At 58.1% G+C, this 25,083-nt stretch carries 19 protein-coding genes; 11 read left to right on the forward strand and 8 right to left on the reverse strand.

Annotated features, from left to right (window positions below; genetic code table 11):
• Nucleotides 1-90 precede the first annotated feature (90 nt).
• Nucleotides 91-1,152: an AraC family transcriptional regulator gene (locus RBB47_RS20825; RefSeq protein WP_305987812.1), complete on the reverse strand. Its 1,062-nt coding sequence runs from the start codon at nucleotides 1,150-1,152 to the stop codon at nucleotides 91-93.
• A gap of 153 nt (nucleotides 1,153-1,305) precedes the next feature.
• Here RBB47_RS20825 and RBB47_RS20830 point away from each other — a divergent pair, with 153 nt between their 5' ends.
• The gene (locus tag RBB47_RS20830) at nucleotides 1,306-2,343 is read left to right on the forward strand and encodes an alpha/beta fold hydrolase (RefSeq protein ID WP_305987813.1); all 1,038 of its coding nucleotides are present in this window, start codon (nucleotides 1,306-1,308) and stop codon (nucleotides 2,341-2,343) included.
• A gap of 32 nt (nucleotides 2,344-2,375) precedes the next feature.
• Here the strand turns inward: RBB47_RS20830 and RBB47_RS20835 are convergent, their stop codons facing one another.
• The 5 genes from RBB47_RS20835 to RBB47_RS20855 form a co-directional block, all read right to left on the reverse strand.
• A complete protein-coding gene (locus tag RBB47_RS20835; RefSeq protein WP_305987814.1) occupies nucleotides 2,376-3,239 on the reverse strand; it encodes an RNA polymerase factor sigma-32 in 864 nt (287 codons plus the stop codon).
• A 224-nt stretch (nucleotides 3,240-3,463) separates the two neighbouring features.
• Nucleotides 3,464-4,048 carry a CarD family transcriptional regulator gene (locus RBB47_RS20840; RefSeq protein ID WP_305987815.1) on the reverse strand — a complete coding sequence of 195 codons (585 nt, stop codon included), beginning with the start codon at nucleotides 4,046-4,048 and terminating at the stop codon, nucleotides 3,464-3,466.
• A 453-nt stretch (nucleotides 4,049-4,501) separates the two neighbouring features.
• A complete protein-coding gene (gene fdxA / locus RBB47_RS20845; RefSeq protein WP_305987816.1) occupies nucleotides 4,502-4,834 on the reverse strand; it encodes a ferredoxin FdxA in 333 nt (110 codons plus the stop codon).
• Between the two features lie 222 nt (nucleotides 4,835-5,056).
• Nucleotides 5,057-5,422, reverse strand: a complete 366-nt coding sequence (locus RBB47_RS20850) for an RNA-binding S4 domain-containing protein (protein ID WP_305987955.1) — start codon at nucleotides 5,420-5,422, stop codon at nucleotides 5,057-5,059.
• Nucleotides 5,423-5,469: 47 nt separating this feature from the next.
• Nucleotides 5,470-8,694: a helicase-related protein gene (locus tag RBB47_RS20855; protein ID WP_305987817.1), complete on the reverse strand. Its 3,225-nt coding sequence runs from the start codon at nucleotides 8,692-8,694 to the stop codon at nucleotides 5,470-5,472.
• Between the two features lie 803 nt (nucleotides 8,695-9,497).
• On the opposite strand from RBB47_RS20855, the gene pyc reads away from it, so the two are divergent.
• The 5 genes from pyc (at nucleotide 9,498) to RBB47_RS20880 (ending at nucleotide 15,227) form a co-directional block, all read left to right on the forward strand.
• Nucleotides 9,498-12,938 carry a pyruvate carboxylase gene (gene pyc / locus RBB47_RS20860; protein ID WP_305987818.1) on the forward strand — a complete coding sequence of 1,147 codons (3,441 nt, stop codon included), beginning with the start codon at nucleotides 9,498-9,500 and terminating at the stop codon, nucleotides 12,936-12,938.
• 192 nt (nucleotides 12,939-13,130) lie between these two features.
• Nucleotides 13,131-13,727: a cytochrome P460 family protein gene (locus tag RBB47_RS20865; RefSeq protein ID WP_305987819.1), complete on the forward strand. Its 597-nt coding sequence runs from the start codon at nucleotides 13,131-13,133 to the stop codon at nucleotides 13,725-13,727.
• A gap of 161 nt (nucleotides 13,728-13,888) precedes the next feature.
• On the forward strand, nucleotides 13,889-14,203 hold the full coding sequence (locus tag RBB47_RS20870) for a helix-turn-helix transcriptional regulator (protein ID WP_305987820.1): 315 nt from the start codon (nucleotides 13,889-13,891) through the stop codon (nucleotides 14,201-14,203).
• Entirely contained in the window at nucleotides 14,200-14,559 is a 360-nt protein-coding gene (locus RBB47_RS20875; protein WP_305987821.1) for an SRPBCC domain-containing protein, read from the forward strand. Before RBB47_RS20870 ends, RBB47_RS20875 begins: the two co-directional genes overlap by 4 nt.
• 44 nt (nucleotides 14,560-14,603) lie before the next feature.
• Entirely contained in the window at nucleotides 14,604-15,227 is a 624-nt protein-coding gene (locus tag RBB47_RS20880; RefSeq protein ID WP_305987822.1) for an ATP-dependent Clp protease proteolytic subunit, read from the forward strand.
• A 9-nt stretch (nucleotides 15,228-15,236) separates the two neighbouring features.
• On the opposite strand, the gene RBB47_RS20885 is transcribed toward RBB47_RS20880, so the two are convergent.
• Both RBB47_RS20885 and RBB47_RS20890 read right to left on the reverse strand, forming a co-directional pair.
• Nucleotides 15,237-15,992, reverse strand: coding sequence for a glutamine amidotransferase (locus tag RBB47_RS20885; protein ID WP_305987823.1), 756 nt, complete (start codon nucleotides 15,990-15,992; stop codon nucleotides 15,237-15,239).
• A 105-nt stretch (nucleotides 15,993-16,097) separates the two neighbouring features.
• Nucleotides 16,098-16,574, reverse strand: coding sequence for a TerB family tellurite resistance protein (locus tag RBB47_RS20890; RefSeq protein WP_305987824.1), 477 nt, complete (start codon nucleotides 16,572-16,574; stop codon nucleotides 16,098-16,100).
• A gap of 301 nt (nucleotides 16,575-16,875) precedes the next feature.
• On the opposite strand from RBB47_RS20890, the gene RBB47_RS20895 reads away from it, so the two are divergent.
• The 5 genes from RBB47_RS20895 (at nucleotide 16,876) to RBB47_RS20915 (ending at nucleotide 25,006) form a co-directional block, all read left to right on the forward strand.
• Nucleotides 16,876-18,138 (forward strand): imelysin family protein, encoded by a 1,263-nt coding sequence (locus RBB47_RS20895; protein WP_305987825.1) that lies wholly within the window; start codon nucleotides 16,876-16,878, stop codon nucleotides 18,136-18,138.
• Nucleotides 18,139-18,221: 83 nt separating this feature from the next.
• Entirely contained in the window at nucleotides 18,222-19,751 is a 1,530-nt protein-coding gene (locus RBB47_RS20900; RefSeq protein WP_371932823.1) for a di-heme oxidoredictase family protein, read from the forward strand.
• Entirely contained in the window at nucleotides 19,748-20,824 is a 1,077-nt protein-coding gene (locus RBB47_RS20905; RefSeq protein ID WP_305987827.1) for an imelysin family protein, read from the forward strand. Before RBB47_RS20900 ends, RBB47_RS20905 begins: the two co-directional genes overlap by 4 nt.
• Nucleotides 20,805-21,962, forward strand: coding sequence for a DUF1513 domain-containing protein (locus RBB47_RS20910; protein ID WP_305987828.1), 1,158 nt, complete (start codon nucleotides 20,805-20,807; stop codon nucleotides 21,960-21,962). Before RBB47_RS20905 ends, RBB47_RS20910 begins: the two co-directional genes overlap by 20 nt.
• Before the next feature lie 146 nt (nucleotides 21,963-22,108).
• Nucleotides 22,109-25,006, forward strand: coding sequence for an AsmA family protein (locus RBB47_RS20915; protein ID WP_305987829.1), 2,898 nt, complete (start codon nucleotides 22,109-22,111; stop codon nucleotides 25,004-25,006).
• The last annotated feature ends 77 nt before the right edge of the window (nucleotides 25,007-25,083 follow it).

The following is a 25,083-nucleotide window of genomic DNA, read 5'->3' on the forward strand; positions in this document are numbered from 1 at the left end:
CTGCGCTTTCGCTCCTTGCCGCTGGTCAAAACGATCCAAACCAAATTGACTTCATTTATGAGTCCGTACCCTAGGGTCCGAACCCGTGAGTTAGCGGTCGCGATCCTGCGGTTGCAGCCGGGCGGGTTGTGGAGATCCGCTTCGGGCGTCGTGTAGCATCCAGCCGCTCGGTGTTTTGCCTGTGACGCGCGAAAACTCCCGATTGAAATTCGACTTGGTGTTAAATCCGCTTTCCAGCATCGCGGTCGTGACCGTCGCGCCGTCCTGAAGGCATTTGCAGGCGTGCTGGATCCGGTACTTGTTGATGTAGCGGGACACGTTCTCGCCGGTTGCCTTGTTGATCGCCGTTGACAGTTGTTTGGCGGGAACCCTGAGACGATGCGCCAGAGCAGCGAGGGTCAGACCTGGATCAAGATAGAGTTGTCTTGCAACGAGCAACGCGTCGAGGCGCTCGACAAGGCTGATTTCAAGCTCCGTGACTGGTTCGTTGAGTGCCTGTGTCCCGGTCTCACCCGCCGGGTCGGGGCTGGCCTGTGGTCTTCTCAAGTCCGGTGACAGGCTGAGCAGTCCGATCGCAAGCAGCGAGGCGACCGATCCGGCACTGATGATCTTGGGGGTCCAGCCCGGGCTGCCGCCTTGAACGGCGAAGGCAATTATGACGTCTGTCAGGGCGGAGAACAGCAATGCAATGGCAATGGCTGCCCAGATCCGCTGGGGGATCGCGCCGGATCCAAGACTGACCAGCGGGAGCGCGTCTTTATGGACCTGAAGGCTAACAAGCAAGGCCAAACCGTAGCCCAGGAAGGTCGCGACAATGACCGTATCGAGGGTGACCGGCGCAAAGAGAGCGCAAAAGAAGACGAACGCGGGGCCCAGCAAATGCAGCCAGTCGCGGCTCAGCGCGATCGGGCGAACGGACGCAGTGACAAAGGCGACGTAAGCAAGGGGCGGGATTGTTGATGCCAGGACCGGCTGCAGCTTGAAGGCGGCAGACAGGCCGTAATACTGGCCGAGAGCGACCACAAGGTTCTGCAGGGCGCATACCAGCAAAAGCGCAGAGAACAGCACCGGCCGGTTTCCTGCGAGCATTGCCTGGACGAACAGAAAGCCAAGCACAAGAGCAACGATCAACGGCAGGGGCAAAACAATCATTTTCGTCTCGGATAAAACAACGACAAGACAACGCGATAGGACAAATACCGGTTCAAGGCGACCTAAATCCGGATTTAGGACGCCAGGTCAGGGCGGTGGTGCGAGAGAACGATCATCCAATCCTCAAATGCACACTGAAAAGGATGTCTGACCATGAAGCGTTTTCTATTTGCTCTTTCCGTGTTGTCGGCAAGCTTCGCCGCTGCAGATGCCAGAGCCGACGATGGCGAGTTGGCCGGTTTTGATCGGTTTGCGGTCTCGGCCACACACAGGCCGTCGCTGATGCAGGGATCGATCTGGTATCCCGTAGGCACCAGAACCTACGCCGGGTTTGTCGGCAAAAACCCGGTTTTCAAAGGTGTCAAGGCGATGGTGGGTGCCGGCGTGAAAAGGGGCCGGTATCCCGTCTTGCTGTTTTCGCATGGGTCGGGCGGCAACATGGACGTCTTGTCGTGGATGTCGTCGGCGCTGGCAAAGCGTGGCATCATTGTTGTTGGCGTCAATCATCCCGGGTCGACCTCCGGGGATTCTTCGCCGCGCCGGTCCCTGCAGCCTGCCGAGCGCGCGGCCGACCTCAGTGCTGCTCTCGATCATCTGCTGGCCGATCCGTATTTTTCGCGATTCGTCGATCAGGACCACATCGTTGCGGCAGGTTTCTCGCTTGGAGGCGCCACAGCCCTGTCCCTGGCCGGTGTCTCCTTCGATGCGAAGGCTTATGCCGGTTACTGCGAACGTCTTGAGGGCAAAGCCCAGGACTGCCTGTTTTTTGCCAAAGGGGGCGTGGACCTCAAGACAATGGCGGATGGCCTGGAAGAGAGTGGGTTGGACAGCCGTGTCGCAGGCGCAATTGCGATCGATCCCGGTTTCACATTCGCGGTCGACGAAGACGGCCTGGCAGAGGTTTCAATCCCCATACAACTGATCAGCCTGGGCCGGGAGAACCTTTGGCCGGCGACGAATGTCAGCGAGACAGGCAGCAATCTGATCGGCAAACTCAAGAGCGCGAGCCACGTCACTGTGTATCCCGCGCACCATTTTACCTTCCTGCCCGAATGCACGGAGCGAGGCGCCATGTTGCTTGAAGAGGAACAGGACGACCCGGTCTGTGATGATCCCGAAGGAACAGACAGGGCCGACATTCACAAAAAGATCGCCGACGCCATGAGCGATTTCGTGTTGCAGCTCAAATAAGCAGCTGCGGCATGGCGCCGGATAGGAGCTGATTAAGTGCTGTAGACGGCCTTGTCCGGCTGCTCTGCCAGAAGGGCTGACTTCAGCTTCTCCATGGCGCGGCTTTCGATCTGGCGCACGCGTTCCTTGGAAATGCCAAGCTTTGCGCCGAGCGATTCAAGTGTCGCCCCGTCTTCGGACAGCCGGCGTTCCTTCACGATCCTGAGTTCGCGTTCGCTCAGCACCTTGAGCGCGGATCTCAGCCATTTGCTGCGGCGCTCGGCATCGATGTTTACGGTTACGATCTCATCCGGCAGCGGTGCGTCCGACACCAGAAAATCCTGGCGATCGGCGCTGGAGCCTTCGCTGTCGGTGACTGGAGCGTTCAGCGATGTGTCCGGCCCAGACAAACGTGCCGTCATCAATGCGACGTCCGACTGCTTCACGCCAATGGCGTCGGCAATTTTCTGGTGCAGTTCGCTGTCCGTCAGTGGTGTCTGGTTGTTGGACAGTTTCGCACGCAATCTGCGGAGGTTGAAGAACAGAGCCTTCTGGGAAGACGATGTACCGCCACGTACGATCGACCAGTTGCGCAGGATATAGTCCTGAATGGACGCCCTGATCCACCATGTCGCATAGGTTGAGAAGCGCACTTCGCGAGCAGGCTCGAAACGGGCCGCAGCTTCCAGCAGGCCGACATGACCTTCCTGGATCAGGTCGCCGAGCGACAGGCCGAAATTGCGAAAACGCGAGGCAACCGCGATCACGAGGCGCATGTGCGAGAGCGAAAGTTTTTCCAGCGCCTTTTTGTCCCGCTCTTCCCGCCAACGGATGGCAAGTTGCTGTTCCTCTTCTCGCGAGAGATAAGGTGCCTTCATTGCCGCCTGGACCAATTGCCGCTTTTCGCTTCCGGACATGAGTGACGCTCCGATGTGTTATCGGGGTAAATACGTATTGAAACGTAGGTTAGATCACTTGACGGCCGCTATGGGGCAGAATTTTTGCACTTTAATGTGATCAGCGCGCGAGCGAATTGGTGCACCAAATGCGTGCTGTTCAGCGGCGAAAATTGGTCGGAAAGAAAAAGGCCCGGCGATTGCCGGGCCCTTGATGTGCTATTCGAAAGAAAGATCTTTCACTCTCAGGCAGCTTCTTCCTTGTCTTCGTCTTCGTCAGCCTCTGCTTCAGCGGCTGCCTTCAGGCGGCTCGGAGACTTTGCAAGGTTCTGTTCGATCTGCTTGACAGCCTCGGTTTCCGAACACTTGTTCACGGCTGCAATTTCACGCGCCATGCGGTCGAGGGCTGCTTCGTAAAGCTGCCGTTCGGAATAAGACTGTTCCGGCTGACTTTCGGACCGGTAGAGGTCGCGAACAACCTCGGAAATCGCGATCAGATCGCCGGAATTGATCTTTGCTTCATATTCCTGAGCGCGACGGCTCCACATCGTCCGCTTCACACGCGGGCGGCCGCGGACCGTCTCCAGGGCTTTCTTGACCGCTGCCGGGTCGCCGAGCTTGCGCATCCCAACAGATGCGATCTTTGCAACCGGGACGCGAAGGGTCATCTTGTCCTGTTCAAAAACAATGACGAGCAACTCCAAAGAGTGACCCGCAACGTTCTGCTCTTCTATAGCGGTAATCTGGCCGACGCCGTGCGCCGGATAAACGATGTACTCGCCCGTTTTGAAACCTTGACGCTGCGCGGTCTTTTTGGTGTTCGTTGCCATGCTCGTATTCTCTCCTGCGCAGTAATCGGTCCATTCGAACCGGTGTTGGGCCGTGATACGGCCCCCTGTTTTTATGCGACACGAACCCCGCCGAGCGATCCGATGTGGAACGCCTGTTGATATGCGGCGTGTCAGGGCTGGTCAGTCGTCGATTTCCACTATAGAACCTTGATCAGTCATAAAAGCTGCCGGGAGCCGACGTTTCCGGTTTCCAAGGATCCGGAACACGTTTTCAAAACTCCGTTTTGGGGGTTGTTCTCGTGGTTGGCGACTATCTTTTAGATATAACATACTTTTGTGGAAAATTAAAGCACTGCGCTTCCGTGGTGCACAATAGCCCTAGAATCAGGCATTCTGCACAAATATAGATCATTGAAATTTCTAATAGAATTCAGGTTGCAGGCCGCAAGTTTCCGCATGCGGCAGACTGCCGCATACGTAACTTCGAGCGAATCAAGCCGGCGGATTTGGAGAAAAATGCTCCGCAAGCTTGTTTTCTTTACCGTCGAATTCTTCAGCCTCGGGAAGCGGATCTTTCTTCTCTGTAATGTTCGGCCACTTCTCGGAGTATTCGGCGTTCAGCTCGATCCATTTTTCAAGCCCTGGCTCCGTATCCGGCAAAATTGCCTCGGCCGGACATTCCGGTTCGCAAACACCACAATCGATGCATTCGTCCGGGTTGATGACGAGCATGTTCTCGCCTTCATAAAAACAATCAACGGGGCAGACTTCGACACAATCGGTATATTTGCACTTGATGCAATTGTCTGTGACGACGTAGGTCATCGGGTTCCTCGCTGCGCGCCGTCGCGAACCGTTTGGGACGCGTAATCCCTGTTCACCCGGCAGTCGTTGTCGTGCGTCTCAGCCCGATATGGGGCGCACGGTTAAATCTCTGATCGGTGTTGCGTATCGTTTTTGGCTGGAACGCGCAAGCGCCCAGGATGACGCAATCAGTGCCGGAAAGAGAAAGTTATTCCGTTTTGGCGTTCGAAGCCGGAATTCGGTTTAGTTTTCACTCCGAAACGCATCCAGCTTGCGCCGGTCGCGTTTTGTCGGCCGTCCCGCACCCGCTTCGCGCTGCCCAGGCGGTGGCGGCGGCGGGTCCTTTTTCGGTGGCGGCGGTGGTGACAGATCCTCGTACAGCTTGCGGGCCTCCACAAACGGGCCGCGCCGGGATCCAAGCGCCACGATCTTCAGAACGAGCACCTTTCGTTCAAGCACGATCGTGAGAACGTCGCCGACCTTGATGGTCTTGCTGGCGGACGAAATCTTGTCCTTGTTGATGCGGACATGACCTGTTGTTGCGAGTTTTTGGGCAAGAGAGCGGGACTTGGTGACCCTGGCGTACCAGAGCCACTTATCGATGCGCAGGCTGCCGCCGCTCGTGTCGGTGGCGGGGTGTTTGCCGTCTGCCGAAATTACTTCTTGTCCTTGTTGTCCATATCCGCCTTGAGCGCCATCAGCGCCGCGAACGGAGAATTCGGATCGATCGGTTTGTCCTTTGGCGGGGCGCTGCGGCGGTTGCCGCCGTCAAATCCCCTGTTGCCGCCGTGCTGTCCGCCGCGATTGCGGTTCGGGCCGCCTTTGCCGCCGCCCTTGCCATGACGTTTTTCGCCGTGACCGCCTTTCGGGCCCTGGCCATGTCCCTTGCGGTTGTCGCCGCGCCGTTGGTCCTGCCGGCCACGCGGGCGTCGGTCGTGCCGGCCCGGGCGCCAGATCTCGATCGTCACGGTTTCCATTTCGACAGCGTCGGGCGCACCGGCATCCGCCGCTTCCGTGACATCGCCGGTTTCTTCCGCGACTTTCTCATCAGGCTTGTCTTCTTCGGCGGCCTGTTCCTGCGGCTCGTTGCTCTCGGAGACGGGTGCGTTTTCCTCAGCGGGTGCGGTTTCGGATGATGGCGCGGCGTCGGAATGGTCTTGCGGCGCCGACTCTTCGACGGCGGCCGCCGATTCCACAGCCGGGGCGTCTTCAGCCGGAGTTTCGGCCGCAATCGTTTCGGACACCGATGCTTCTGCTTCCGGAGCATCCGATGACGCTTCCGGTGCAGCAGCTTCAACCGCCTCCGGCGTTTCTGAGCCAGCATCCGTCGACGACGCGCTGGTGTTTTCCTCACCGGACGGCTGGTCTTCGGCAGATGGTTCCGTGGCCGGCTTCACCGTAACCGGACGCTGAACTTCCTTTGTCTCGACACGGTAGCCGAGTGATTTCAGCACGGCTGAAAAATCTTCCCCGGCGCACCCAAGTAGCGAGGTCATGGCAACGGTCACCATGAAGCCGCCGCCTTGCTCGATGGCGCCTTCAGGCGGGCTGACCTCCGCGTCGAGCGGTTTCCAGGCGATCAGCGGCCGGATCAGGTCGGCCAGGCGTTCCAGAATATCGACGCGGACAGCCCTCGGGCCGCAGACCCGGAAGCCGACGACTTTGTAAAGGGCTTTGTCGACGGTCTCATCGACCGGGATTGAGGTCCGCCCGGACGCGGAAAGCTGCGGCAGGTCGGTCATGCCGTTCATATCCAGCGAACCGTGCTTGAGCGCCCAGAGCTGGGCAAGCAGCTGGCTTGGCGCCGGTTTCAAAAGCGCGGGGACAAAGACAGTATAGGCACCAAAGCGCACGCCGTGCTTTCTCAGGGATGCGCGCATGTCCTGATCCAGCTGGCGGATTTCGTCTGCAGCGTCCTGACGCTCGAGAATGCCGAGACCCTCGACAATGCGGAATGCGATCCCGCGTGCCAGCCCTTCCAGGCCCTCACCGGTCTTGAGGTCAACAAGCGGCTTCAGCAACGTATCGACCTGCGCCTTGACCCAAAGATCCAGCCGGTTCTGCACGGTGTCGCGCACCGGGCCGGTCAGGTGCTCGTCAGCAAGCAGCAGAACGGTGGGAGCAAGGACCTCCTCGCCGGCAACAAGCTTGGCAACCGGTTCACCGCGCCAGCGGATTGCGCCTTCGGACGTCAGCACGAAGTCGCTGTTTTCCGACTTGCCGAGTTTTTCAGCGCGGGATTCGATTTCAGTCGTCAGCGCCTTTTGTGCCGCAGCGCGAACGGTTTTGCCGTCGGGCCCTTCTGCCGCGGCGTCGGGAGCGAACCGGAAGCCAAGCAGGTTCCCGATGTGCTGACCTTCCACGAGCACATCGCCGCTCGATGTAATTTCTGCTTCCAGCATTGCGTTCTCTCTCAAACGTCGCATCAATACGCTCGTCCGCCGGTCCACAAAGCGCTGCGTCAAGCGCTCGTGAAGGGCGTCCGATAACTTGTCTTCAATGTCGCGCGTTTCACCCTGCCAGTGGGCCGGATCGGCCAGCCAGTCGGGACGATTGGCGACATATGTCCAGGTCCGGATATGTGCGATCCGGTTTGCAAGTGTGTCGATATCACCATCTGTGCGGTCTGCGAAGGCCAATTGACGGGCGAACCAGTCATCCGCAATCCGATTGTCGTCGATGAGATGGGTGTAAATGGTGTTCAGCAACTCCGCATGGTTTGCCGGGGCAATCTTGCGATAGTCGGGGACCTGACAGACATCCCATAACAATTCGACCGCTTTTGCACCCTTTGCCTTGTCAGAAATTGCGGGATCGCGCAACAAATGTTCAAGAGCAACGATGTCGACACCAACCGGTGCCCTGGTAAGGCCGTCCTCGCGAGGGACCAAATCGAGGCTCTGCCGGAGCGTGTCCTTGGACGAAAAATCCAGCGAACTGTTGCGCCATTGCAGCACTTTCAAGGTGTCGAAGTGATGACTTTCAATCTGTTCGATCAGGTTGTCGTCCAAAGGATCGACCCGCCCGGTAACGCCAAAGGTACCGTCCTGGGTGTGGCGCCCGGCACGTCCGGCTATCTGTCCAATTTCCGAAGGTGTCAGTTGCCGGTACTGATAGCCGTCATATTTCCGGTTGCCGGCAAAGGCGATGTGGTTAACGTCGAGGTTGAGGCCCATACCGATGGCATCGGTCGCCACCAGGTGATCGACATCGCCGTTCTGAAACAGTTCCACCTGCGCATTTCTGGTGCGCGGACTGAGCGAGCCAAGGACGACCGCCGCGCCGCCGCGCTGGCGCCGGATGAGTTCGGCAATCGAATAGACTTCGTCTGACGAGAAGGCGACAACTGCAGACCGGGCCGGAAGGCGCGACACCTTTTTCGAGCCGGCATATTCCAGGATCGACATGCGCGGGCGGGTGACCACGTTGAGCCCGGGAAGCAGTTTCTCAAGCAGCGGACGCACTGTTGCGGCGCCGAGCAGCAGAGTTTCCGACCTGCCGCGCAGGTTGAGAATCCTGTCCGTAAAGACATGGCCCCGGTCCAGATTGCCGGCCAGTTGCACTTCGTCGATCGCGACAAATTCTGTCTCCAGATCAAGCGGCATGGCTTCAACGGTGGAGACCCAGAAACGCGGGTTCTCCGGGATGATTTTTTCCTCGCCGGTGATCAGCGCGACCGCGTCCGGGCCGGCCCGTTCGGCGACGCGTCCGTAAACCTCGCGCGCCAGAAGGCGCAGCGGTAAACCGATCAGACCGGATTGCTGCGCCAGCATGCGCTCGATGGCCAGGTGAGTCTTTCCGGTGTTGGTGGGACCAAGAACTGCCGTCACGGTGCGGGACCTGGCTGACGGTGGCAGCGGCATCGTTTGAGGACGGGGCATGGAATTGATTGTATTCGGCTTTCTTCGGGCTCTGCGCCTAGATCTAGTGCCGCGTATCTAGCATAGGCTGACCGGCGATGTCGCCATTTCTTTTGCCAAATCGCGGCATAAAACGGCGGGGTAATTTTCCTGTGGAGAACGACTCTGGAACAAACCGAAACCGAATCGCTGACTCTCGGTGATTCAGGATTTGTTCCCTACGATATGTGGTCTGTTTGCTGCGCCATGGTACAAAATCGTGAATCTGCTCAACAGTTTGAGTCGTCCCTTCAAATCAGTCCCGATTTTTGCGAAAAGGCTGTCAAGCCTTAATTTGGCGTTAATTGCCGAACCGGCCGGGTTCAGGCCTGCGTTTACCTCAGGACATGACGTGAACGAATCCCGGACGAATCGCTGACTCTGCAATGTATCGGGTTTGTTCACGCTACATCTAGTAGGTCAGGGCGTCCGTGCTTCAATCAGGAGAGCTCTCGCCACAAGCGAATTCGTCACGACGGGGTTTGCGTGCGGAAATTCGTGTCCGGGCGTCCCAATCCGGTGCACGTTGTTTACGCTGTTTTTAGGGCGGTTTAAACGCAAGTTCGATCCGTTTTGCTGCAGTGCAAATTTTTTGTAAGTCTGGTTACATTCGTAACTTTCGGCAATTTCGCCCGCATTTTCCGGGGGTTACCCGTGCACGCGCAAAATATTTTCCAAGTTAAAAAAAAGGACACTCTTTCTGCCCCTTTCCATCTGCTTTCGACCAAAGTAGAAAACGTTCCAAAATCGGCCTTGCATTTGCGTAAAATTAGGGGAGAGGGCGTTTGGCGATAACAAAAATTCTCGTTGCGAACCGGTCCGAGATAGCGATCCGTGTCTTTCGGGCGGCCAATGAACTCGGTCTGAAGACCGTTGCGATCTACGCCGAACAGGACAAGCTTGCGCTGCATCGCTTCAAGGCGGACGAGGCCTATCAGGTCGGCAAGGGTCTTGGTCCGATCGAAGCCTACCTTTCCATCGACGAGATCATTCGTGTTGCCAAGCACGCCGGAGCCGATGCGATTCACCCGGGCTACGGCCTGTTGTCGGAAAGCCCGGAATTCGTCGATGCCTGCGAGACGGCAGGCATTACGTTCATTGGCCCGAGATCGGAGACAATGCGCCGACTTGGGAACAAGGTCGCGGCACGCAACCTTGCGATCGAAGCCGGTGTTCCGGTGATGCCGGCGACCGATCCGCTTCCGGACGACATGGAAGAGATCAAAAGCCAGGCCCAGGACATCGGTTATCCGGTGATGCTCAAAGCCTCCTGGGGCGGCGGTGGCCGCGGCATGCGGGTCATCCCGGATCAGGCAACGCTGGAAAAGGAAGTGCTGGCTGCAAAGCGTGAGGCCAAGGCCGCTTTCGGCAAAGACGAGATTTATCTTGAAAAGCTTGTGCAGCGCGCGCGCCATGTCGAGGTGCAGATCCTCGGCGACGGCGAGAATGTCGTGCATCTTTTCGAGCGCGACTGCTCCATTCAGCGCCGCCACCAGAAGGTGGTCGAGCGCGCACCGGCGCCTTATCTGGACGAAGCCAAGCGGCAGGAACTGTGCGAATACGGACTGAAGATCGGCCGCGCGGTGAACTATCGGGGTGCGGGCACGGTGGAGTTCCTGATGGATGCCGACACGGGCTCCATTTACTTCATCGAAGTCAATCCGCGCGTGCAGGTGGAGCATACGGTGACCGAAGAAGTCACCGGCATCGATATTGTGCAGGCCCAGATCCACATTGCTGAAGGCGCCAAGATCGGAACGCCGGAAAGCGGTGTTCCCGCACAGGAGAACATCCGCCTCAACGGCAATGCCCTTCAGTGCCGCATCACCACGGAAGATCCGGAACAGAACTTCATTCCGGACTATGGCCGTATCACCGCCTATCGCGGCGCGACCGGCTTCGGCATTCGACTGGATGGCGGAACAGCTTATTCCGGAGCGGTGATTACCCGCTTTTACGATCCGCTTCTTGAGAAGGTCACGGCCTGGGCGCCGACAGCGGAAGATGCGCGCAAGCGCATGGACCGCGCGCTGCGCGAATTCCGGATCCGCGGTGTGGCGACCAACCTCGTCTTTCTGGAAAACATCATCGACCACGCGGACTTCAGGGCTAACAATTACACGACGCGGTTCATCGACGAGACGCCAGCGCTGTTTGAACAGACCAAGCGCCAGGACCGGGCCACCAAGCTGTTGACCTATATCGCCGATGTGTCCGTGAACGGGCACCCGGAAACGAAAAACCGGGCGCGGCCGCCGAAGGATGTCGCAGCCCCGATCATTCCCGATTTCGGCGACGACAAACCTGCCGGGACACGCCAGTTGCTCGACGAACTCGGGCCAAAAGGTTTTGCAGACTGGATGAAAGGTCAAGAACGCGCGCTGATCACCGACACGACGATGCGTGACGGTCACCAGTCACTCCTGGCGACCCGCATGCGCACCCATGACATCGTCAACATCGCGGACGCCTACGCGGTCGGCCTTCCAAGCCTGTTTTCGCTCGAATGCTGGGGCGGAGCGACGTTCGACGTTGCCATGCGTTTCCTGACCGAAAGTCCCTGGGAAAGATTGCACCTCATTCGCGAGAAGGCGCCGAACATCCTCTTGCAAATGTTGCTGCGCGGCTCAAACGGGGTTGGTTACACCAATTATCCGGACAATGTCGTCAGGTTCTTCGTGAAGCAGGCCGCAGAAAACGGCATAGACCTCTTCCGCGTGTTCGATTGTCTCAACTGGGTTGAGAACATGCGCGTTTCTATGGATGCCGTGCAGGAGGCAAATAAGCTTTGCGAGGGCGTTCTTTGCTACACCGGCGACATGCTGGACAGCGCCCGGCCGAAATACGATCTGAAGTACTATGTCGGGCTGGCGAAGGAGCTGGAGGCGGCAGGCGCTCATATTCTCGGCATCAAGGATATGGCCGGCCTGCTCAAGCCTGAGGCGGCCAAGGTTCTGATCAAGACCCTGAAGCAGGAAACCGATCTGCCGATCCATTTCCACACGCACGATACGTCCGGCATCGCAGCGGCAACTGTTCTTGCAGCCGTCGATGCAGGGGCCGATGCGGTCGACGCCGCAATGGACGCCCTGTCCGGCCTGACGTCGCAGCCATGTCTTGGCTCGATCGTCGAAGCCCTGCGCGGCAGCGAGCGTGACACGGGGCTCGATGCGAAAACCATTCGCCAGATTTCCTTCTACTGGGAGGCCGTGCGCACCCAGTACCGGGCCTTTGAAAGCGATCTGCGCTTCGGCGCATCCGAGGTTTACCTGCACGAAATGCCCGGCGGCCAGTTCACCAATCTGAAAGAACAGGCACGGTCTCTCGGACTTGAGACCCGCTGGCACGAGGTCGCCCAGGCCTATGCCGACGTCAACATGATGTTCGGAGACATCGTGAAGGTGACGCCGTCTTCGAAAGTTGTCGGCGACATGGCTCTGATGATGGTCAGCCAGGGGCTTTCGGTTGAAGAGGTCGAAGATCCGGGCAAGGACGTCGCGTTCCCGGACAGCGTCGTAAAGATGCTTCACGGTGACCTCGGGCAGTCACCCGGTGGCTGGCCCGGCGCGTTGCAGTCCAAGGTGCTGAAGGGCGAAGAGCCGATCACGGTGCGGCCGGGATCGCTGCTGGAAGACGCGGATCTTGAAGCGGAACGGGAAACGGCGGCAGCGGCGACTGGGCACGACATCGATGATATCGAACTTGCCTCCTACCTGATGTACCCGAAGGTTTTCACTGATTTTGACAAGGCACAGCAGCAATATGGGCCGACCTCGGTTCTACCGACGCCGGTCTATTTCTACGGACTGGAATCAGGCGAAGAAATCTTTGTTGACCTGGAGCCCGGCAAAACACTTGTCGTGCGCTGTCAGGCGGTCGGCGAAACCGATGAGAAGGGCGAGAAGAAGGTTTTCTTCGAGCTCAACGGCCAGCCGCGCAACGTCAAGGTTCCGGACCGCGCCCACGGTGCGACCGGCGCCGCGGCCATGCGCAAGGCAGAAGACGGTAACGCGGCGCATGTCGGTGCACCGATGCCTGGCGTCATTTCCACGGTCGCCATCGCTGCCGGTCAGGACGTGACGGCGGGTGACGTGCTTGTTTCCATCGAGGCCATGAAAATGGAAACCGCGCTCCACGCGGAACGGGATGGCAAAGTCAAAGAAGTACTGGTCACGCCTGGTGCGCAAATTGATGCAAAAGACCTGCTTGTGGTCTTCGATAACTGATCGAGAAAAGGTGAGCAGATCGCACTTTCATGCGATCTGCTTGCTATTAAATTGTATTTTCAAATCAAATACTAATCGTTCACGTGAATTCACGTCACATCACGCCTTATGTGAATTGTAAACAGCCTCTCTCAAGCCGGAAACTCTTGCCGCCAGGCCTTTGAAAAAAGGCGTTAGCTTAGGGAGAGCACAATGAGGAAGCTATCAGTTTGGCTGGGCGGTGCAATCGCATCCCTTGTTTTCACGACATCTGCACATGCAGCATGTGATGTTCAAAAGCCGGGTTATGAGTTGACCGGCGACGAAGCAGAGGCCGTTTATGACTGCCTCAAGACCGACCTGCAGGCCGGTTATCAGAAAGGTCCCAAACGGTGGATCCCGGAAGCCTTTGTCAAGGACTACCCGGATTGGACCAAAGCGAGCGCGTTTCCGGCTGCGCCCGGGTTTCATGGCGGCCGCTTCCTGGTGACCTACGTGAATTCCATCGGCGCCGACGAATACCTGAAATACAAGCCTGAAAACGTCGTTGTTCCGGCGGGAACACAGATCGCAAAGGAATCTTTTGCGATTGACGATGATGGCAAGGTTACAAAGGGCCCGTTGTTCCTGATGGAAAAGGTTGCAGCCGGCAAATCGCCGGAAACGGACGACTGGTACTACATGATGGTCGCGCCCAACGGATCTCCGCAGGCGGTCAACGTCATCACGGCCTGTAGCGAATGCCACCAGGGGAACTTCGGTGAGCAGGGCGGGCTCGGGTATCCGGTCGAAGACGCCCGGATCAAATAGTCTTGTCTTTAAATCCCTGAACCGGGGAACGGCAGTTCGCGGAGACACCTCGCGGCCGTTTCCCGGTTGCTTTGATGTGCCGGGAGGAAGGTTTTTCCGGCTCATTCTGCCAATAAAGATTCGGGCTTGCATGATACATAAGTGAATGCTTATATGTTGTCATGATTGAGAACGACATTTTCCGTGCGCTCGCCGATCCGACCCGGCGCAGTATTTTTGAGAAGCTTGCGAACGGCGGCAAGAACGCAAGTGAACTGCGGCAAGGTATGGAAATCAGCCAACCCGCAATGTCCCAGCACCTCGCCATTCTTCGAAAAGCGCAGCTTGTAAGAGAGGAGCGCCAGGGTCGGTTTGTGAATTACTCAGTTGATCCCAAGGGTGTGACGCATATTGCGCAATGGTTTGCGAAGTATCGAGCCTTCTGGCCAGCACGGGTGGAGGCGCTCAAGGATTTGCTAAAGGAAATGGACCAATGACCGGCGTTGAAAGTGGCAACGAGGCAGATGGAATCGAACTCGACTTCGAAATCAGCGAACCTCCGCAAAAGGTCTGGAGAGCGCTGAGCATTCCGGAGTTTCGGGAAAAATGGCTTCCGGCAGAAAGTCTTGCAGAGCCTACGGCCAGCCGCGTGGTGCCCGGCCGGGAGCTTTGTTACCAATTGCGGGAGGACACGCCGCCATTTCTGGAAAGCACGGTAACGTTCCGGATCTCACCGGGTCCGTCGGGTGGAACCAGATTGCGCATAATACACCGACTGAATGATGCGAGGGCGGCGTCTTTGTCCATGGCTGCGGCCAACACGAACACCCTTCCGCTCAAGATGTCTGCCTGAAACGGCGGAAACCTGAACCAAATTGAAATGTCTGGAGTTCACCGATGCGCGAAGCGATGCAGCTCGTCCCCATGGTCGTTGAGCAGACCAACAGAGGAGAAAGGTCCTTCGACATCTACTCCCGCCTATTAAGGGAGCGGATCATTTTTCTGAACGGGGAAGTAAATGACGCGGTGTCGGCGCTTGTCTGCGCACAGCTGCTCTTTCTGGAGGCGGAAAATCCTGAAAAGCCAATCAGCCTTTACATCAATTCTCCTGGTGGTGTGGTGACGAGCGGGTTCGCGATGTACGACACCATGCGCTTCATCCGGGCACCGGTGGAAACCCTTTGCATGGGCACTGCGCGCTCAATGGGGTCTTTTCTTCTGATGGCAGGCGAACCGGGAAAACGCGCGGCGTTGCCCAATGCAAACATTCTCGTTCATCAGCCGTCCGGGGGTTTTCAGGGTCAGGCCTCTGACATTTTCATTCATTCGGAAGAAATTCAGCGGACCAAACACCGGATGACGCGGCTCTATTCGGAGCATTGCGGACGCTCATACGAGGAATTTGAGCAGGCGATGGACCGGGATCGTTTCATGACCGCAGAAGAAGCCCTGGACTGGGGCCTGATTGACCGGATTTTGAGCGAGCCTCGGGCAAGTCTGGAACCAACAGCCGAGCGCTAGCCTGGCGACCTACTCCGCCGCCTTCAGCTGTGAGTGCTGAACCGGTGCCTCGGCGGTTCCGATCCAAAGATCCAGAAAATCGTCGAGCCACGACTTCACAGCCGGGTCATAGACGAAGCGGCCGGCAAAATGGTCGCGGCGCTGTTGAGCACCGGGCAATTCCATGCGCGGGGCCGCTTTCGTCGTCCACTTGACCATCATCTGATGGGTGATTTCGGGGTGAAACTGAATGCCATAGGCAGCCGGGCCGACGCGTATGGCCTGGTTCGGATAAGTCGGGCCGGCGGCAAGGAGCTCCGCACCGTTTGGACAGTCAAATCCCTCGCGATGCCACTGATAGACTTTCTTCGGCCATGACATCAGCGCCTTACCCGCCTCCGTTGGCAGAAGGGGGTAATAACCGATTTCGACGAGATCATCCCGATGGCCGGCGACCGTGCCACCAAGATGCTTGACCATCATCTGGGCGCCGAGACAGATGCCGAGGAAGGGTCTTTCTTCCTGGAGGGGGACCTTGATCCAGTCGATTTCCTTTTGAACAAACCCGTCGGGGTCGTTGGCGCTCATCGGCCCGCCGAAAATCACTGCGCCGGCATGGCCTGACATCGTGTCGGGCAGGGTGTCGCCGAAGCGGGGTTTGCGGACATCAAGTGTAAAACCACGCTTGACGAGTTCCTGACCTACGCGACCTGGAGAGGACGCTTCCTGGTGAAGGATGATCAGGACTTTTGGGCGGTTGCCGACAGGATCGGATTGAAATCTCATGAAATGAATATGAGGGACGCTGCGAAAAAAATCGAGCCCCGGGCGCCCATCTGTTCAAAGAAATCGCTTCGATCAGAACTGCTTGCCGCGTTTCGGGTCCCTACCCTAGTCGCGGTCGGCGTCCTCAGGCGCTGTTTGGGCGACCTTGTGCCGAAGGGTCATGCGGTCGCGCGTGGACACGCCGAGGAGTTCGGCAACGCGCCAGATGGTGTTGTCCTCAAACTCGTGAACGTGGCCGTCTGCGTAGACGATCTCCCACATCATCTCGACAATGGCGAGGCGTTCGGTCTCGTCGGCAGTGCGTTTCAGAACTGACGTGAAACCATAAAGGTCGACGGCCTCTTCGTCGCGCTGCTTGGCAGCTGAGATCAGTTCCGTGGTTTCTTTTTCCGTCAGATCGTAATGCCTTTGGAGGATCTCGCGAAGTTTACTGCTTTCGCTTTCTTCGACGATGCCGTCGATATCGATCAGGTGGAACAGCAGAGCCGCGGCAGCAAGACGCTTGTCGTCTTCCGCAAACGTCTTTTTGCCGCTGTCACCGAACGTGATTTCCCGCACGAAGCTCTTGAGCGCATTCAGCATGTGTCTTTCCCCAGAGGACCGTTCAAGTGGCCTCTTTGCTAGCTATACCAAAATTTCCGTATCATCAAAGATTTGAGATCTGCTTCGTCTCCAAAATATGAGTAGTTTACCTTACAACAGCCAGTTAATTTTTTGGAATGTTTCTAAACTATTGATTTTTCTCAATTTAAAACTTGACACTAAGGCTCATGAAATGTTTTGACCGAAAGGCAGTCGGCGCTTTCTCGCGCTTCGAAATTTTCAAAACAGCAAACACAGGGCGGCGTTTTCCAGCCCGGTCGTGTTCGAAGGGGATGGACCCATGAAATCAATTAAATTTGGATTGTTGACAGCGACAGGCCTGTTCGTAACGCCTGCCATAGCTGCGGCACCGGCAGACATTTTGTCGAATTACGGCGATATTGCCCAGGCGAGCTACGCAGATTCTCTTGCAACGGCAAAAACGCTGAAAGGTGCTATCGACAAATTCCTGAATGAGCCCACCGAGGCAAATCTTGAAGAAGCGCGCTCGGCCTGGATTGAGGCCCGCAACCCCTACCAGCAAACGGAAGCCTACCGTTTCGGCAATGCCATCGTCGATGACTGGGAAGGCAAGGTAAATGCCTGGCCGCTCGACGAAGGCCTGATCGATTACGTTGATGCGTCCTACGGCACCGAGTCTGAGGAAAACCCGTTTTACGCAGCCAACCTGATCGCAAATCCGTCACTCAAGGCAGGCGGCGAAACCATCGACGCCAGTGAGATTACCGCCTCGCTTCTTGCCGACCAGCTTCAGGAAGCAGGCGAAGTCGAAGCGAATGTCGTCACCGGCTACCATGCGATCGAATTCATGCTTTGGGGGCAGGACCTGAACGGAACCGGTCCGGGTGCCGGAGCACGTCCGGCAACCGATTTTGACCCGGCCAACTGCACGGGCGGTAATTGTGAGCGCCGCATTCAATACCTGCGGGCCGTGACCGACCTGCTGATTTCCGATCTGGAAGAAATGGCCTCTGCGTGGGAGCCGGGCGGAGCGGCGCGTGAAGAGCTGGCGGCAAAAGGTGAAAACGGCGGTCTGGCGACGATCCTGACCGGCATGGGCTCGCTGTCTTACGGTGAGCTTGCTGGTGAACGCATCAAGCTCGGCCTGCTGTTGCACGATCCGGAAGAAGAGCATGACTGCTTTGCCGACAACACGCACATGTCGCACCTGAACGACGTGATCGGTATCCGGAACGTTTACTTCGGTTCCTATGCAAGCCCACTTGGAAACAACGTTTCCGGCGCGTCCCTTGCGGATCTCGTGGCTGAAAAGGACCCGGCGCTTGCTGAAGAAATGAAGATCAAGCTCGATGCCACGCTGGCAGCCTTCGAAGTCATGAAGGCGCGTGCGGACGGTGGTGAAGCCTATGACCAGATGATCGGTGAAGGCAACGAAGAGGGCAACGCCGTCGTTCAGGCAGCCGTTGATGCACTGGTCGACCAGACAGCTTCCATCGAGCGTGTCGTCAAAGTGCTCGGCCTCGACGAGATCGCGTTTGAAGGCTCCGACAGCCTCGATAACCCGAACGCTGTTTTCCAGTAAGCAAAGCCCGTCAGGCGGCTGACCTGCCGCCTGACCTTTTGCCTGCGTATTGGGGTGCACAGGTCACAGTCAGGATGCGATTCATGAGGCTGGGCCTCCCTTCGAGCGCGGTTAAGGGCGCTCTTTTGTGCGTGCTTGTCGCCGCGGTTCCCGCCGCCGCAGACGGCCCTTTGTCACATAGAGACGATTTGTCAGAAAAGGACAAAGCCAAGGTTTCCAGGGTGCTGCAAGCGCCGTCCGATTTCGAAACTCCCGAGTTGTTCGAGCCGATGCAGGGCGGTGCCGGGACATCAACCCGGCGGCCGAACCGGGACGCGTTTTCCCATTCGAACACAAACCTGACCTTCGAAGAACAGCATGATTTCAGGGTCGGTAACGGGCTTTTCAAGAAGCTTTGGGCGTCATCTCCCTCATCGACGCGCGCTTCCGACGGCCTTGGGCCGCTCTATAACGCGAGATCCTGCCAGGGGTGTCATCTGAAGGATGGTCGCGGCCGTCCGCCTCGACCTGGCGACAAGGCCGTCTCGCTGTTCCTGCGGCTCTCAATTCCCCCGCAAACGGAGGCGCAGGAAAAAGCGCTGGCAGCGCGCGAGATTCTGCGCGTGCCGGAGCCGACCTATGGCGGCCAGTTCCAGTCCTTTGCCGTGCAGGGCCTTCCGGGCGAAGGTCGGTTCGATATCGAGATTGAGGACATCGAGGTTCCCCTGAATGGTGGGGAAACTGCTATCCTCCAGAAACCAACCTACAAGGTGCGCGACCTTGGTTTTGGCGCCCTGCATCCCGACACGCTGATTTCTCCCCGCGTCGCGCCACCGATGATCGGTCTGGGTCTGTTGCAGGCCATCCACCCCGGAGATCTTGAAGCGCTGGCAGATCCCGATGATCTGAACGGTGATGGCATCTCGGGAAAAATCAGCCGTGTTCGGGATCCGGCATCAGGCGAACTCACGATCGGCCGGTTCGGCTGGAAAGCCTCAAACCCGACGATCAGGGCACAGACCGCGGGAGCGTTTTCCGGTGACATCGGCATCAGCACGCCGGACAAGCCGGACAACTACGGCGATTGTACAGAGGCGCAAACAGCGTGTCGGGCAATGCCGCATGGTGAACAGGAGCACCTGGGTGTTTCTGAGGCGCCCGATCCCGTCATGGATCTGGTGACGTTTTATTCAGAAAATCTCGCGGTGCCGATGCGCCGGGATGCTGACGATCCGGATGTCCTGAAAGGCAAGCGCATCTTCTATGAAAGTGGCTGCGTCTCGTGTCATCAGCCGAAATATGTCACCAGCCGGGATGCGGCAAATCCAGCTCACCGGTTTCAGTTAATCTGGCCCTATACGGACCTTTTGCTGCATGACATGGGCGAAGGTCTGGCTGATGACAGGCCGGTTGGAGATGCGAACGGCCGCGAATGGCGCACGCCGCCACTTTGGGGCATCGGACTGACGGAAACAGTGAACAATCACACCCGGTTTTTGCATGACGGGCGTGCGCGCAATCTTCTGGAGGCTGTTTTGTGGCATGATGGCGAGGCAAAACAGGCAAAGGACAAGGTCGTCGCGCTATCCCCGAACGACCGCCGGTCGCTTATCCGATTTCTGGAGTCGCTATGATGCGTTTTTTGGTGTTGGCAGCCATTGCCGCCAGTTTCTCAGTTCCGGCATGGGCAGTGGAAGTGAAGGCGCCGCTGGAGCGGATCATTTCAGACTACATTGTTCCGGCAAGTGCACAGTTTGCAAACACGGCCGCAGGCTTGCCCGACGCCGTGATGTCGGTTTGTGAGACTCCCGGTGAAGGCACGGTTGCATCGCTTGAGAAGGTCTATGCGCAAACCGTATTCGATTTTTCCAGAATTCACTTCCTGAGATTTGGGCCGCTTATTGAAAACGACCGTCTCAGCCGGCTGGCCTTTCTTCCTGATCCGCGTGGGATCGGACAAAGGCAGATCCGCAAGGTGTTTGCGTCCAGGGACGCCGGTGTGCTTTCGCCAGACAGTCTTGGAAGCAAGAGTGTCGCGCTTCAGGGATTGACCGCGTTTCAACTCATCGCATTTGACAAGAACGGAAGCATCGTTCTCGGCGCTCCGGGTGAGAACAAAGACTTCACCTGCGGCTATGCTGCGGCAATCGCACAAAACGTTGCGGCCATTGCAGAAAGTGTTGCGCGCGATTGGGCAAATCCGGACGGGTACCGGGCCCTTCTGCTGTCCGCAGGACCAGACAACGAGCGGTTCCGGACGACAAAAGAAGCCGTTGAAACTGTCTTCAACGGCCTGGTGACGGGGCTGATCGTTGCGCGTGATCAGAACATCTTGCCGGCGCTGGGCTCATCAGAAGCCAAAGCCAAGCCGCGCCGCTTTCCGTTTGCCCGGTCCGGGAACAGTATCCTGTTTTTGAAAGGCGAATTGAGCGGTCTCCGAGAAGCGCTCTTCAACATGAACCTCCAAGACCTGACGCCGGAAGACTTCCAGTGGATTTTCGGATCCCTGAGCTTTGAGTTCGCCAACGGCGAAAATTTGCTTGAACAGTTGAAGCCTCCCTTGCGGGAAACGCTTGGGGAGGACGGCAGCTACGCCAAGGTGTCCCTGCTGGCGATCACGATCAAATCGATCCGCGATACATTGGCCCTGGAACTGGCCGGTGCGTTGGCGCTCTCCGGAGGATTCAATGCGCTGGACGGCGACTAGCAAGAAGCCATTTTCCCGGCGCGGATTTCTCTCCGCGCTCGGCGGGCTGGCGGCTTTGCAGACCTTCACCAACTCTCCCTTGGCGGCAAACTTGCTTGACAAAAGGGCCGGTGACGATGCGCTGCTTTTTGCCAGCGCCTACAAGAACACAGACGGCACCTTTGGCATCGGAATTCTGGACGATTACGGCCAGGTCCTGGCCAGGATCTCGCTTCCCGGACGTGGTCACGGGATTGCCGTTTCGCCTGACAAAAGCCGATTTGTCGCCTTTGCACGCCGCCCAGGAACCTTTGCCATCGTTGTGCGTCCGTTCAAGGACGCGAAACTGGACGTGATCGTTTCAGAGCCGGGAAGGCATTTCTACGGGCACGGCTGTTTTTCGACGGATGGCCGGTTGCTCTATGCGGCCGAAAACGACTTCGCCAACGCAAAGGGTGTGATCGGCGTATATGACATGAGTGGTGACAGCGCAGTCAGGATCGGTGAATTCAGCACTTACGGGACTGGTCCTCACGACATCGCGCTCACGCCCGATGGACGAACGCTTGTCATTGCAAACGGCGGCATTGAAACCCATCCTGACCGGCCGCGCGAAAAGCTCAATCTCGACACCATGGCGCCTTCGGCCGTATTCGTTGACGTCGAAAGCGGTGATCTTGTTTCAGAACATGTCCTGGACAAGACGCTGCACCAGCTCTCCCTGCGGCACATGGCGCTGGACGCGTCAGGCCGGGTCTGGGTCGGCGGGCAATTCGAAGGACCGTTGTCCGAGACACCGCCACTCGTCGCTGTCTTTGAGCGTGATAAAGTGCCGACGGTGACACGAATTCCGGACAGCCTTGCTCCCATGCTTCAAAATTACATAGGTTCAGTCACTGCCAATCGCGCCGGTGATGTGATCGCCACTTCCGCACCGCGCGGTGACCGGACCCTCTTCTGGCGAGCCGAAACAGGCGCATTCTTGGGGGCCCAGACCATCGCCGACGGATGCGGCGTTGCACCGATCGACCAGGGCAATTTTCTGATCTCGGACGGCAACGGCGCGCTCTCCGTTGTTGTCGAACCGGACGAGCCCGCTGAAATCCTGGCACGTCCACCGGGCATTTCCTGGGACAATCATATGGTTGCGCTTTCTTGATTTAGCGGTTGTCCGCAGATCTCGCGGGCAGAAGCTTGCGAAAACGCCCTGTTTCCTGCTTTTGTCAAATTCGCGGTGCAGTGTGGGTGCGGACCAGTGCATGATTGGTCTACATTGGGGCCGATTCGCGAAGGGAGAAGCTCAACATGCGGCGGCTTTTGATCGGACTGGGCAGTCTGGTGATCCTGCTGGTGACGGTCGTTCTGGTCGTCCCGCTGTTCCTGCCCAAGGACGAGATCAAACGTCAGGTGGTGGAACAGGTCGACAATCGGCTCGGCTGGCGTGTCCGGCTCGACGGACCGGTTTCCCTGTCCCTGTTCCCCGGGTTTGCACTCGACGCGCAGGATATCGGTGTCTCTGGCGAAGCCGGCGCGGACGGGATCGAATTTGCCAAAGCCGATCGCATCACGTTCGGGCTTGGCTGGGGAGGACTGCTGTCCGGCAATATTCAGGTGACCGGCATCACCCTCGACAATCCGGACATTTATCTTGAGGTCGGCGCCAACGGGTCGACAAGCTGGGAACCGCGGCGCGCGCTCGGATCCGAAGCAACCGCAACGGATACAGCATCGGCGGATGCACCGGCGCCATCTGAAACAGCGCCCGAGGCGCAGGCGCAATCGGCTCAACCTTCGGGCTCCTATCTCAAGAGTGTCGGCGTTGACAGTCTCCAGATCAACGGGGGCACGCTCACCTATAAAGATGCGTCCTCCGAGGAACCGGTCAGGATCACAAGCCTCGATCTTGCCCTGACCGCTCCGGATCTGAGCGGCGACGTCGAGCTGACCTCCAGTTTTGTTTTTCAGGACACTCCGATCAGCGTTTCAGGTGGATTGACCAATCCGCTTGGCCTCACTGCTGGAGAGCAGGTCCCAATCCTGCTGACGGTCGCCACAGGCGAAAACACGTTGAGCGTGAGCGGCGAAACCGGTCTTGAGCCGGTCCGTGTGGAACTCGCAATCGACGCGGGCGGGCCCTCCCTCAAGGCACTCGCAGCGCTTGCCGGTCAGGAAATAGACGCAGATCCCGGCGCCTTTTCCTTTGACGCAAAGGTAACAGGCACGGAAGCGGCGATCTCGGTCGCGGATTTGCACCTTGTGCTTGGCCAGTTGTCTCTTGGCGGGGCAGCAGATGCAGACCTGTCCGGGCTCATTCCCGAAGTGTCCGGAAGGATCGTTCTGAAAGACGGCTCGATCAAGGATCTGTTGCTGTTTGCCGGACAGGACCTTCCTGCCAGCGGTAAACTGAGCGCGGATCTGGCGTTCGAAACCGTTGGTATCACCGGTTCGGAGCTTGTTGCAGGCCTCGACATGAACGGATCGATTTCGATTGCGGATGGTGAAATTGGCGGGTTGGGACTCTCTTCCACCGTTGGCGATGCCGACGCGGACCGTTTGACGGATCTGGCGCTGGACGTCGATCTTAAGGGGCTCGAAAGCCCGATTGCGATGAGCGGAGCGGTTTCCTGGCGCGGCGAGGCGTTCAGCATTACAGGCGAAGCAGACACGGCGAAACTGCTTGGTGGAACGTCTGCGCCTGTGTCCATGACCTTGAAAGGCAACCGGTTCGGTGCCGGGTTCAACGGTTTGGTGGCGCTGCCGGGCAATATTGATGGCGCGGTCAACATTGAAACCGCCGACCTTCGCGGCCTGATGGCCTGGATGGGCCAGCCCCTCGGCCAGGGCGGTGGTCTCAAGACCTTCAAGGCATCCGGCATCTTCGGTGTTCAGCCAGACGCGATCACATTCGAGGAAACGCGGTTCACGCTTGATGATACGTCCGGCGAGGCGAACGGCCGGATAGACCTTGGGGGCAAGCCCAAGGTGAGCGCACAACTGGCCTTAAGGGAGCTCGTTCTCGATCCCTATCTTGGCGATGCGCCCGGTTCCGGTGGCAGTTCGAACAGCAGTTCCGGGGGGAGCAGTAGCGGATCTTCCGGCGGCGCGAGTTCCGGTGGTGCGCCAGCTTCTACCTCTGGATGGAGTGCTGAACCGATCGACTTCAAGGGCCTCCAGGCTGTTGACGTCGACTTCAAGGTCACGACCCGGGAAATCCGCTGGGACAAGGTCAAGATCGACGAAAGCAGCCTTTCCACGACCATTCAGGACGGCGTCCTTACCGCAAATCTGGAAAGGCTTGCGCTTTATGATGGGGCGGGAACCGGTTTGGTGACCCTCAATGGAGCGAAGGAAACGCCGGAGGTTGCTGCGAAGTTTTCCCTCTCCGGTCTCAATGCCAACCCGCTTTTGAGTGACGCGGCAGACTTCGACTGGATTGAAGGCAAAGGGGCAATAAGCCTTGACGTGACCTCGGCAGGAGCATCGCAAAAGGCGCTCGTCGAAGGGCTGAACGGCACGGCCGATTTCGAATTCGTGGATGGCGCGATCCGGGGCATCAATATTCCGAAAATGGTGCGCGGCCTTTCGGTCGAGACTCTGCTGGGATGGCAGGAAAACCTGTCTGAAAAGACGGATTTCAGCTCGCTCGGAGCGACATTCGGCATCGAGAATGGAGTCGCCCGGACGGACGATCTTGCCATGGTTGGGCCCTTGCTGCGCATGAGCGGTCAGGGAACGACGGATCTGCCCAAGCAAAGCCTTAGCTGGCGGGTGGAGCCGAGCATCGTTCCGACCCTTGAAGGCCAACCGCCGATGCCGCGCCGGAAAGGCGAAGACAAGAAGATGGCCGGTCTCGGTGTACCGATCGTCATCGAGGGACCCTGGAGCGATCCGCGCATCTACCCGGATATTGCCGGGATCCTGAACAATCCGGAGGCGGCCTACAAGCAGCTTCAGGAAACGGGTGGCGAGCTGATGTCCATTCTGCAGGGCAACAAGGATGCACCGCAGGAACTCGTCGAAACTGCGAATGAAGTCATCGAGCGGGCCACCGGCGGGCGGACACAAATCGATGTTCAGAAGGTGATCGACGGCGAGGTGGACGACGAGGAAGTGCTCAAGGCGGTTGAAGAGGGCTTCGGCCTGCCAGCCGGTCTGCTCGGTTCGGTGCTTGGCCGGGACAAGAAAGAGGAAAATGGCAACTGACACTGCGTAGCCCGCTGCATTGACACTCCGCTTCCTGCGGCAGGTTCAGGATCATTCAAAGAGATCCACGCATTGTG

The sequence above is a fragment of the Roseibium sp. MMSF_3544 genome (assembly GCF_030732845.1).
In the GTDB taxonomy this organism is placed as follows: Bacteria; Pseudomonadota; Alphaproteobacteria; order Rhizobiales; family Stappiaceae; genus Roseibium.